This is a genomic window from Elioraea sp. Yellowstone, from assembly GCF_006704265.1.
Classification (GTDB): Bacteria; Pseudomonadota; Alphaproteobacteria; order Acetobacterales; family Acetobacteraceae; genus Elioraea.
Genome location: NZ_VIKA01000116.1, coordinates 1 through 9,935, shown reverse-complemented (window position 1 = coordinate 9,935; position 9,935 = coordinate 1). Strand labels below are relative to the sequence as shown.

At 72.0% G+C, this 9,935-nt stretch carries 9 protein-coding genes and 1 pseudogene; 5 read left to right on the top strand and 5 right to left on the bottom strand.

Annotated features, from left to right (window positions below; translation table 11 throughout):
* A pseudogene (locus FK498_RS14240) lies at positions 1–85 on the bottom strand (IS5/IS1182 family transposase); the annotation flags it as partial.
* A gap of 120 nt (positions 86–205) precedes the next feature.
* Here FK498_RS14240 and tpiA point away from each other — a divergent pair.
* From tpiA to kdsA, 4 genes are all read left to right on the top strand, one after another.
* Positions 206–955: a triose-phosphate isomerase gene (gene tpiA, locus FK498_RS14235; RefSeq protein WP_141855648.1), complete on the top strand. Its 750-nt coding sequence runs from the start codon at positions 206–208 to the stop codon at positions 953–955.
* Positions 956–1,039: 84 nt separating this feature from the next.
* Positions 1,040–1,354 (top strand): preprotein translocase subunit SecG, encoded by a 315-nt coding sequence (secG, locus tag FK498_RS14230; RefSeq protein WP_141855646.1) that lies wholly within the window; start codon positions 1,040–1,042, stop codon positions 1,352–1,354.
* A gap of 73 nt (positions 1,355–1,427) precedes the next feature.
* Positions 1,428–3,071, top strand: a complete 1,644-nt coding sequence (locus FK498_RS14225) for a CTP synthase (RefSeq protein WP_141855644.1) — start codon at positions 1,428–1,430, stop codon at positions 3,069–3,071.
* A 76-nt stretch (positions 3,072–3,147) separates the two neighbouring features.
* On the top strand, positions 3,148–3,987 hold the full coding sequence (gene kdsA / locus FK498_RS14220; RefSeq protein ID WP_141855642.1) for a 3-deoxy-8-phosphooctulonate synthase: 840 nt from the start codon (positions 3,148–3,150) through the stop codon (positions 3,985–3,987).
* Positions 3,988–4,041: 54 nt separating this feature from the next.
* Here kdsA and tcuB read toward each other — a convergent pair whose 3' ends face one another.
* The gene (gene tcuB, locus FK498_RS14215) at positions 4,042–5,184 is read right to left on the bottom strand and encodes a tricarballylate utilization 4Fe-4S protein TcuB (RefSeq protein WP_141855640.1); all 1,143 of its coding nucleotides are present in this window, start codon (positions 5,182–5,184) and stop codon (positions 4,042–4,044) included.
* Positions 5,181–6,623 carry an FAD-dependent tricarballylate dehydrogenase TcuA gene (gene tcuA / locus FK498_RS14210; protein WP_304598717.1) on the bottom strand — a complete coding sequence of 481 codons (1,443 nt, stop codon included), beginning with the start codon at positions 6,621–6,623 and terminating at the stop codon, positions 5,181–5,183. The genes tcuB and tcuA overlap by 4 nt, the downstream gene beginning before the upstream one ends.
* A gap of 150 nt (positions 6,624–6,773) precedes the next feature.
* On the opposite strand from tcuA, the gene FK498_RS14205 reads away from it, so the two are divergent.
* Positions 6,774–7,853: a sialidase family protein gene (locus FK498_RS14205; RefSeq protein ID WP_141855638.1), complete on the top strand. Its 1,080-nt coding sequence runs from the start codon at positions 6,774–6,776 to the stop codon at positions 7,851–7,853.
* Between the two features lie 207 nt (positions 7,854–8,060).
* Here FK498_RS14205 and thiE read toward each other — a convergent pair whose 3' ends face one another.
* Together thiE and FK498_RS14195 are read right to left on the bottom strand one after the other, a co-directional pair.
* On the bottom strand, positions 8,061–8,699 hold the full coding sequence (thiE, locus tag FK498_RS14200) for a thiamine phosphate synthase (RefSeq protein WP_141855636.1): 639 nt from the start codon (positions 8,697–8,699) through the stop codon (positions 8,061–8,063).
* Positions 8,700–8,797: 98 nt separating this feature from the next.
* Complete coding sequence (locus FK498_RS14195) at positions 8,798–9,718, bottom strand: class I fructose-bisphosphate aldolase (RefSeq protein WP_141855634.1); 921 nt, start codon at positions 9,716–9,718, stop codon at positions 8,798–8,800.
* Between the last annotated feature and the right edge of the window lie 217 nt (positions 9,719–9,935).

Below are 9,935 nucleotides of genomic sequence, written 5' to 3'. Positions count from 1 at the left end.
GGATGCCCCACTCGGCATCCGTCACGTCGCTCGCGTAGCGAAGGCCCGCACGGCTATGCTGCGCCCGGGTGGTTACGGTCCACATGGGTTGCGAATCCAGCTCGGTCTCGACAACCCGTTGGAATCACAACCCGCCGTGACCTCCCAACCCTCGTTCCCACCGCATTCCGAAACAGCCTCTGAGAGGCGGTGCAGGAGGACCGCGATGCCGAGACAACTGATCGCCGGGAACTGGAAGATGAACGGGCTGAGCGTGGCCGGGACGCGGCTCGCCGGTGCGCTCCGCGAGGCGGTGGCCACCGCCCCGCCGCCCTGCGATCTGCTGGTCTGTCCGCCCTTCACGCTGGTGGGGCGGCTGGCGCATGTGTTGCTGGGCTCCGGCGTGGCGGTGGGCGGGCAGGACTGCCATGCCGAGGCTGCGGGCGCGCATACCGGGGACGTCTCGGCGCCGATGCTGCGGGACGCGGGTGCCACCGCCGTGATCCTCGGCCACTCCGAACGCCGCGCCGGTCACGGCGAGACCGACGGGCAGGTGCGCGCCAAGGCCGCGGCCGCGCTCGCCGCCGGGCTCGCGCCGATCGTCTGCGTCGGCGAGACGCTCGCCGAGCGCGAGGCCGGGCGGCAGGAGGCGGTGGTCGCCGCGCAGCTCGCCGGCAGCCTGCCGGACGGCTTCGCCGTGGCCGGGGCGGTCGCCTACGAGCCGGTCTGGGCGATCGGCACCGGCAAGACGCCGACCGAGACCGAGATCGCCGCCATGCATGCGATGATCCGCCGGACGCTCGCCGCGCGCTTCGGCACGGCCGGGGAGAGCGTGCGGATCCTCTACGGCGGCAGCGTGAAGCCCTCGAACGCCAAGGCGATCCTGGCCTTGCCGGAGGTCGGCGGCGCGCTGGTGGGCGGGGCGAGCCTGGTGGCGGAGGACTTCCTCGCGATCGCGGCGGCGGCGCGGGCGTGAGCGCGTTGGGGGTGGCGCCGTCCGTCCCGGAGCGCTAGAACCCCCGCCGTCGCGCGGCCGGGACCGCCCGACCCTGAGGAACCCATGGCATCCGTCCTTCTGATCATCCACCTGCTGGTGACGCTCGCGCTCATCGTCGTCGTCCTGCTCCAGCGGAGCGAGGGCGGGGGCCTGGGCATCGGCTCCTCGGGCGGCATGGGCGCCTTCATGGGCGGGCGCGGCACCGCGAACCTGCTGACGCGCACGACCGCGATCCTCGGCACGCTGTTCTTCGTCCTCAGCCTGGCGCTCGCGCTGATCAACCAGGGCACGCGCCAGCCGCGGTCCCTGCTCGACTCGGCACCCGTGACGGCGCCGGCGCCGTCGCTGCCGCCGGCGCCGGCCGTTCCCACCAACTGAGGGACCGCGGCTTGCCTGGCCTGCGCCCGCCCCGGTTGTGGCGGGAGACGAAACGCGCGTATCAGGGGGGTCCATGACGCGATACGTGTTCATCACGGGCGGCGTGGTCTCCTCCCTCGGCAAGGGCATCGCCTCCGCGAGCCTCGGCGCGCTCCTGCAGGCCCGCGGCTTCCGCGTGCGGCTGCGCAAGCTCGACCCCTACCTGAACGTCGATCCGGGGACGATGAGCCCCTACCAGCACGGCGAGGTGTTCGTCACCGACGACGGGGCGGAGACCGATCTCGATCTCGGCCACTACGAGCGGTTCACGGGCGTCGACGCGACGAGGGCCGACAACGCCACCACGGGGCGGATCTACTCCACGGTGATCGCGCGCGAACGTCGCGGCGACTATCTCGGCGGCACGGTGCAGGTGATCCCGCACGTCACCGACGCGATCAAGGAGACGATCACCGCGCCGGCCACCATGCCGGACGGGGCGGAGCCGGACTTCGTGCTGGTGGAGATCGGCGGCACGGTGGGCGACATCGAATCGCTGCCCTTCCTCGAGGCGATCCGCCAGCTCGGCAACGAGATCGGGCCCGCGCGCGCGCTCTTCATCCATCTCACCCTGGTGCCCTGGATCCCCTCCGCCGGCGAGCTGAAGACCAAGCCGACGCAGCACAGCGTGAAGGAGCTGCTGAGCGTCGGCATCCAGCCGCAGATCCTGCTCTGCCGCTGCGACCGCCCGATCCCCGAGGGCGAGCGGCGCAAGATCGCGCTCTTCTGCAACGTCCGCGAGGCCGCGGTGATCCCCGCGCTCGACGTCGACACGATCTACGCCGTGCCGATCGCCTATCACCGCGAGGGGCTGGACCGCGAGGTGCTGCGCCATTTCGGCCTGCCGCACGACGACGAGCCCGATCTTGCCGCCTGGCAGCGCATCGTCGAGACGATCCGCGCGCCCGAGGGCGAGGTGACGATCGCCGTCGTCGGCAAGTACACGAACCTGCTCGACAGCTACAAGTCGCTCGCCGAGGCTCTGACCCACGGCGGGATCGCCAACGGCGTACGGGTGAATCTCGACTGGGTGGACAGCCAGATCTTCGAGACGCCGGGCGCGATCCACCGGCTCGAGGGCGTGCACGGGATCCTGGTGCCCGGCGGCTTCGGCGAGCGCGGAACCCCCGGCAAGATCGAGGCGGTGCGCTTCGCGCGCGAACGCCGCGTGCCCTTCTTCGGCATCTGCTTCGGCATGCAGATGGCGGTGATCGAGGCGATGCGGAACCTCGCCGGGATCGAGGGCGCATCCTCGACCGAGTTCGGACCGTGCGAACACCCGGTGGTCGGCCTGCTGACGGAGTGGACGCGGGGCAACACGATCGAACGGCGCGAGCAGGGCGGCGATCTCGGCGGCACGATGCGACTCGGCGCCTATCCGTGCGTGCTGCAGCCAGGCTCGCTCGTCCGCTCCATCTACGACGCCGCCCGGATCAGCGAACGCCATCGCCATCGCTACGAGGTGAACATCCGCTACAAGCCCCTTCTGGAGGAGAAGGGGCTGCTGTTCTCCGGCATGAGCCCGGACGGGCTGCTGCCCGAGATCGTCGAGCTGCCGGGGCACCCCTGGTTCGTCGGCGTGCAGTTCCATCCGGAGCTCAAGAGCCGGCCGCTCAAGCCCCATCCGCTGTTCGCCTCGTTCATCGAGGCGGCGGTGAAGCAGGCGCGGCTGGTGTGAGCGGGACGGTCGCGATGCGCCCGAACGGGATGGCGCGCAGACCGGGCCGGGCGCGCGAGCCGGGGCGGGGCTGACGGTGGGCGCGCGCACCGTCCGCGTGGGCAGGCTCGAGCTCGGCAACGACCGGCCGCTGGTGCTGATCGCCGGGCCCTGCCAGATCGAGAGCCGCGGCCATGCGATGGAGGTCGCGGCGGCGCTTGCGGAGATGGCCGCCGCGGCGGGGATCGGCCTGATCTTCAAGTCCTCCTACGACAAGGCGAACCGCACGAGCCTGTCGGGCGCGCGCGGCGTCGGCATGGCGCAGGGGCTCGCGATCCTCGCCGAGATCCGCGACCGCCTCGGCCTGCCGGTGCTGACGGACGTGCACGCCGAGGACCAGGTCGCACCGGCGGCCGAGGCGGTCGATGTGCTCCAGATCCCCGCCTTCCTCTGCCGCCAGACCGACCTGCTGGTCGCCGCCGGGCGCACCGGCCGCGCGGTGAACGTGAAGAAGGGCCAGTTCCTCGCGCCGTGGGACATGGCGCATGTCGCGGCGAAGATCGCCTCCACCGGCAACGAGAACATCCTTCTGACGGAACGCGGGGCAAGCTTCGGCTACAATGCCCTCGTCGCCGACATGCGGTCGCTGCCGATCATGGCCGAGACGGGCTACCCGGTGGTGATGGACGCGACGCATGCGGTGCAGGCGCCGGGCGGGCAGGGCAGCGCCTCGGGGGGCGACCGCCGCTTCGCGCCCGTGCTGGCGCGCGCGGCCGTGGCGGTCGGCGTCGCGGCCGTGTTCATCGAGACGCATCCCGATCCGGACCGCGCGCCTTCGGACGGGCCGAACATGATCTCGCTCGCCGCGATGCCGGCGCTGATCGCGCGGCTGATGGCCTTCGACCGTCTGGCGAAGGGGGGAGCGTCCGACTGCTGACGGCGGCGATCGCGCCGCGTTCCGTGCGCCGCATGATGTCGTGCGGCGCGGGCGTCACGTGCTGCCGGGCTCGGCCTCTGCGAGCCGCCGCCGCTCCCTGGCGTAGCGGACCAGCGCGGCGAAGCGGTAGAGCCCGTGCACGAAGCGGCCATAGGGCATGGTGAGGAAGAAGGCGAACACCACGCCGAGATGCAGCGCGAGCAGCATCCCCATCGCCGGCGTGGCACGCAGCAGAAGAAGCGCGAGCCCGGTCAGGCTGGTCAGGAACAGCATCGCCAGGAAGGCGGTATCCATGCCGAAGCGCGGCGTGTCCGCGAGCGCCGGATCGCGCGTCCATTTGGCGGCGAGCAGTCCCGCCGGTCCGATCAGCAGGCCGATCCCGCCGAGCGTGCCGAGCACCACCGGCAGGTCCCACCACGGATAGGGCGCGATGCGGCCGAAGCCGTAATGATAGACCGTCGCCACCGAGGTTGCGGCGAAGCAGAGGAGGAAGCCGTAGAAGGTGACGTGATGGTAGAGGCGGCGATTGTCGTCCGGCCGTTCGTCGGTGCGGTAGCAGCCGACGCCGCCGCCGTCGAGATAGCGCAAGGTGGCGGCGTCCTTCACCGCCTGCCAGAGCGAGCGCGGCTCGGCGAGGCTGGCGGCGGGTTCGCCGATGTCGCGCCAGAACGCGCGCAGGCCGAGCGCGAGCGCCAGGATCGCGTAGCCGAACGCCGCGCCGAACACCACCACCATCGCGTCATGCGGCATCAGACGATAGAAGGCCCCCGGTCCGCTGTGGCGGCCGAACAGCACGGCGGTGTCGTTCCACGCGACGAATCCGGCGACGAACAGCGCTACCCCGACCGCCGCGATCAGCGCGATCCAGAGGCCGTTGCGGTCGAAGACGGGCCGGAGCGCGGCCGGCCAGGCGTAGCGGCGCCAGGACTCGGCGCGCACCTCGGCGAATGTCCGCGGCACGTTCACCTGGAACTCGTGCGGGGGCGCGAACTGGCAATCGACGTAGCAGGCGCCGCAGGCATGGCAGAGATTGGCGAGATAGGCGAGATCGCCGTCCGGGAAGCTGCGGCGCAGCTCCATCGCCGGGAACACGGCGCAGAGCCCCTCGCAGTAGCGGCAGGCGTTGCAGACCGTCATCAGCCGGTCGGCCTCGGCGAGCGCGGCCGAGGCGTGGCCGGGGGGCGGATGCTGGGTCATGCGGGGCTTTCCTCGACATTGCGCCGGCGGCGGGCCTCGGCAGCGGCCCCGCGGCCGGCGATGCGGCCGAACACCGCGCCGATGGTCATGCCGATGCCGGCGGCGTAGCCCTGGCCGAGCACGTTGCCGGCCATGATCTCGCCGGCGGCGAACATGTTGCCGGCCTTGCCGCCGTCCGCCATCACCAGGCGCGCCTCTGCGTCCACGCGCACGCCGAGATAGGTGAAGGTGATGCCCGGCCGCACCGGGTAGGCGTGGAACGGTGGCGTCGCGATCGGTCGTGCCCAGTGCGTCTTGGGCGGATCGAGGCCCTCGGTGCGGCAGTCGTCCAGGTTCGTGGGATCGAAGCGGCCGGGCCGGATCGCGGCGTTGAAGTCCCGCACCGTCGCTTCCAGCGCGTCGGGGTCGAGCGCGAGCTTGCCCGCGAGCTCGCGGATCGTCGCGGCGGTGATCGGCGGGTAGAGGGAGGGCATGAAGAGCCCGAGCGCGGGGGCGTCGACGAGGATGTAGGCGATCTGGCCCGGCTGCTGCGCCACCAGACGGCCCCAGATCGCGTAGCGCTTGGGCCAGATGTCCTCGCCCTCGTCGTAGAAGCGCCGCGCGTCGCGGTTGACGACGATGCCGAAGGGGATGCAGTCGAGCCGGGTGATGATGCCGCCGTCGAATTTCGGCGCGCGCGCGTCGATCGCGACCGCGTGGCACTGTGTCGGGTCGCCCACCGGCTGCACGCCGGCGTCGAGCAGCATGCGCAGCACCGTGCCGCGGTTGTAGGGCGTGCCGCGGATCAGGAAGTTCTCCGCTGCCTCGCCCCAGCCTTGCTTCAGCCAGTCGATGTTCGCCTCGAACCCGCCGGCGGCGGCGACCAGGGTCGTGGCCTCGACGCGCTCCGAGCGCCCCGCATGGCGGACGGTGGCGCCGAGGAACGTTCCGTCGGCGATGTCGAGGGCGGTGACCTCCGCCTCGTAGCGCACCGCCACGCCCAGCCGCTCGGCGGTGAGATAAAGGGCGTTCAGCATCGCCCGCCCGCCACCGAGGAAGAAGGAGTTGGTGCGGCCGAGGCTGAGCGTGCCGCCGAGCGAGGGCTGGAAGCGCACGCCCTGCGCCTGGATCCAGTCCAGAACCTCCTTCGACTCGGCGATCATCAGGCGGGCGAGGTCGGGATCGGTGCGGCCGCCGGTGACGCGCATCAGGTCGTCGAGGAACTCCGCCTCGGTGTAGGGGCCGGAGAGCGTCTCGGTGGCGCTGTCGTGGGCACAGCGCATGTTGCGCGTATGTCGCGTGTTGCCGCCGCGGTAGAACCTCGGCGCGGCCTCGAGCACCAGCACGGAGGCGCCGTCGCGGCGGGCGGCGATCGCCGCGCAGAGCGCGGCATTGCCGCCGCCGATCACCAGCACGTCGTGGCGCGAGGAGAGATCCGCCATGAGAGCCCCGGGCAGCACGCCGATCCGCCACGGCGTGTGCGCGACGGCGTAGCATGCCCTCGGCGCGCCGCAAGCCGGCACGGCGAGAGGGTGCTTTGACAGGACCGATCAAGGTTGATATCAACTCAATACCCCGGCGAGCCGCCGGCGGAAGGGAGGAAGGCCGGAATGGCGACACGGGTGCTGGTGCTGGTGGGCACGCGCAAGGGAGCGTTCATCCTCGAGAGCGACGCCGCGCGGCGCGACTGGTCGCTCGCCGGGCCGTTCTGCGAGGCCTGGCCGATCAACCATGTGATCGGGACGCCGGACGGGCGCCTCCATGCCGCGGGTGGCAACGAGTGGTTCGGCCCGGCGGTCTGGACCTGCGAGGCTCCCGGCGCGGGCTGGACGCATGCGAGCGCGGGCCTCGCCTATGGCGAGGGCGAGGCGCCGATCCGCGCGGCATGGAGCCTTGCGGCGGCGAACGGGCATCTCTACGCCGGCGTGGAGCCGGCCGGGCTGTTCCGCAGCGCGGACAACGGCAGGAGCTGGACGCATCTCGCGGGCTTGCGCGCACATCCCTCGCGCAAGGACTGGCAGCCGGGGGCGGGGGGATTGATCCTGCACTCGCTGGTGATCGACCCGGCGGACGACCGGCGCATCTGGGTGGCGATCTCGGCCGCCGGGGTGTTCCACTCGGCCGATGGCGGCATCACCTGGGAAGCGCGCAACCGCGGCACGCGCGCGGACTTCAACCCCGAGGATCAGCGCTATCCCGAGCACGGGCAGTGCGTGCACTGCCTGGTGAAGGCGCCAGGGGCGGGCGAGGTTCTGTACCAGCAGAACCATTGCGGCATGTACCGCAGCGACGATGGCGGGCGGTCGTGGCAGAGCATCGAGGCCGGGCTGCCGTCGAGCTTCGGCTTCCCGGCGGCGGTGCATCCGCGCGATCCCGGCACGCTCTATCTCGTGCCGCTGAACGGCGACACGGCGGGGCGCTACGTGCCGGACGGCAAGGTCGCGGTGTGGCGCACGCGCGACGGCGGGCGGACCTGGCAGGATCTGCGCGCCGGTCTGCCGCAGCGCAACGCGTTCGTGAACGTGCTCCGCCAGGCGCTGGCGACCGACCGGCTGGAGCCAGCGGGCGTGTATTTCGGTACCGGTTCGGGCGCGCTCTACGCCTCGGCCGACGAGGGCGAGACCTGGTCCTGCATCGCCGAGCATCTGCCGACCGTCACCTCGGTGGAGACGCTGGTGCTGGAGCGGTAGCCGCCGCGTGCGTCCGCTCGCGGCCCGGTGGCGGGCCGGTCACACTTCATCCGGAATCGACCCCCGAGGGACGCCGATGCCGCGTCACGCCTGTCGCGATGGCTGATCGTGCGGCGGGTGCCGCTGCGGTGCCTGCGGCGGAAGCGCCGGGAAACGGGGGGGGGCCGCGGATCGGGCCAGGAGTGCGGCCCCGCCGCGCGCGCTTCTTCAGAGCGCGCGCGCGATCGCGGCGTTGATCGCGCGCACCCCCGCTTCCGGCCCCTCCGGATGGTTCCAGACGCCCCCGATCACGGCGAGGAAGTCGGCCCCTGCGCGCACCAGCACGCCGCAGTTCGCGGCGGTGATGCCGCCGATCGCGACGCAGGGGATCTCGGTCGTCTCCGACCAGATCGTCAGGATCTCGGGATCGGGGCGGTGCCTGGTCTCCTTCGTTCCCGTCGGGAAGAACGCGCCGAAGGCGACGTAGTCCGCGCCCGCCTCGGCCGCCTCCATCGCGAGGTGGCGGGAGTCGTGGCAGGTCGCGCCCAGCGTGCGGTCGGGGCCGAGCAGCCGGCGCGCCGCGCGCAGATCGCCATCCTCGCGCCCGATGTGGGCGCCGTCGCAGCCTGTCGCCACCGCGAGATCGGCGCGGTCGTTCAGGATGAAGGCCACGCCGCGTTCCTGCGCGACGGGACGCAGGAGATCGGCGGCGCGGCGGATCGCGTCGTCGTCGGCGCCCTTGAGGCGGAGCTGCAGGGCCGCGACGTCGCCTGCATCGAGCGTGCGGGCGAGCAGGTCGCGGAAGGGCAGGGGGTCGAACGCCGGAGGGGTGATCAGGTAGAGACGGCAGCGGGAGTCGGCGGGCACCTGAAACCACCCTCACCCTGGCCCTCTCCCGCCGGTGCGGGAGAGGGGACGCTGCGGAAGCGCCCGGCCTGCGCGGGCGCGCGAACGCGGCGGAACCGTTACGCCTTGCCCTGGTAGATCTCGATGATCTTGCCGAGCATGGCCAGCGCCTCGTCCTTCGGGCGCTGGAAGGTGTTGCGGCCGATGATCGAACCCGACCCGCCGCCGTCGCGGATCGCGCGGCACTCGGCGTAGATGCCCTCCAGGTCCTTCGCCTCGCCGCCCGAGAACACCACCAGCCGCTTGCCGTTGAAGCACGCCTGCACGACGTGCTCGATGCGCTTGGCCAGGGTGGCGATGTCGATCCGCTCCTTCTCGTAGACCTTCTTCGCCGCCTCGAGCGCGACCACCTCGGTCGGCGGCTTCACCTTGATGATGTGCGCGCCGAGCAGCGCCGCCATGTGCGCGGCATAGGCGCAGATGTCGACCGCCGTCTCGCCCGCCTTGTCCAGCACCGGCCCGCGCGGATACGACCAGACCACCACCGCGAGCCCGGCGGACTTCGCCTCCTCGGCAAGCTCGCGCAGCTCCTCCATCATCTCGAACTGGTCCTCCGAGCCCGGATAGATGGTGAAGCCGATCGCCGCGCAGCCGAGGCGGAGCGCGTCGTTCACGCTGCCCGTGACCGCCTGGTCCTTCGCGGTGGCGAGGCTGTTCGAGGAGTTCACCTTCAGGATGGTCGGGATCGCGCCGGCGAAGGTATCCGCACCCGCCTCGATCATCCCGAGCGGCGCGGCATAGGCGTTGAGCCCGGCCTCGATCGCGAGCTGGAAATGGTAGTGCGGATCGTAGGCGGCCGGGTTGGGCGCGAAGCTGCGCGCAGGCCCATGCTCGAAGCCCTGGTCCACGGGCAGGATCACGAGCTTGCCCGACCCGCCGAGCTTCCCCTCCATCAGGATGCGGGCGAGGTTCGCCTTGGTGCCGGGGTTGTCGCTCTCGTAGTGCGAGAGGATCTCCTTCACACGCCGGGTGATCCGCATCGCGGGCCTCCGTCTCTGTTGCCGTGCCGGGTCGGCGGTTGCCTAGAGCAAAGCCGCGCCGCTGTCACCCCGCCGCCAGCCAGGCGGCGAGGCGCCGGGAGGCGGCGGGCTGCGCGAGGTCGAGCGCGGCGGGGGCGGCGCGCAGCAGCCGCGCGCCGCAGACGCCGGCGAGCGCGGCGAGCCGGTCCGCCTGGGCGTCGGGGCCGGTGAACACCAC

What these genes read in the sequence shown, in the direction of transcription:
- tpiA (WP_141855648.1), top strand. Translation starts at nt 206, where the DNA reads ATGCCGAGACAACTGATCGCCGGGAACTGGAAGATGAACGGGCTGAGC.
- secG (WP_141855646.1), top strand. Translation starts at nt 1,040, where the DNA reads ATGGCATCCGTCCTTCTGATCATCCACCTGCTGGTGACGCTCGCGCTC.
- FK498_RS14225 (WP_141855644.1), top strand. Translation starts at nt 1,428, where the DNA reads ATGACGCGATACGTGTTCATCACGGGCGGCGTGGTCTCCTCCCTCGGC.
- tcuB (WP_141855640.1), bottom strand. Translation starts at nt 5,184, where the DNA reads ATGACCCAGCATCCGCCCCCCGGCCACGCCTCGGCCGCGCTCGCCGAG.
- FK498_RS14205 (WP_141855638.1), top strand. Translation starts at nt 6,774, where the DNA reads ATGGCGACACGGGTGCTGGTGCTGGTGGGCACGCGCAAGGGAGCGTTC.
- FK498_RS14195 (WP_141855634.1), bottom strand. Translation starts at nt 9,718, where the DNA reads ATGCGGATCACCCGGCGTGTGAAGGAGATCCTCTCGCACTACGAGAGC.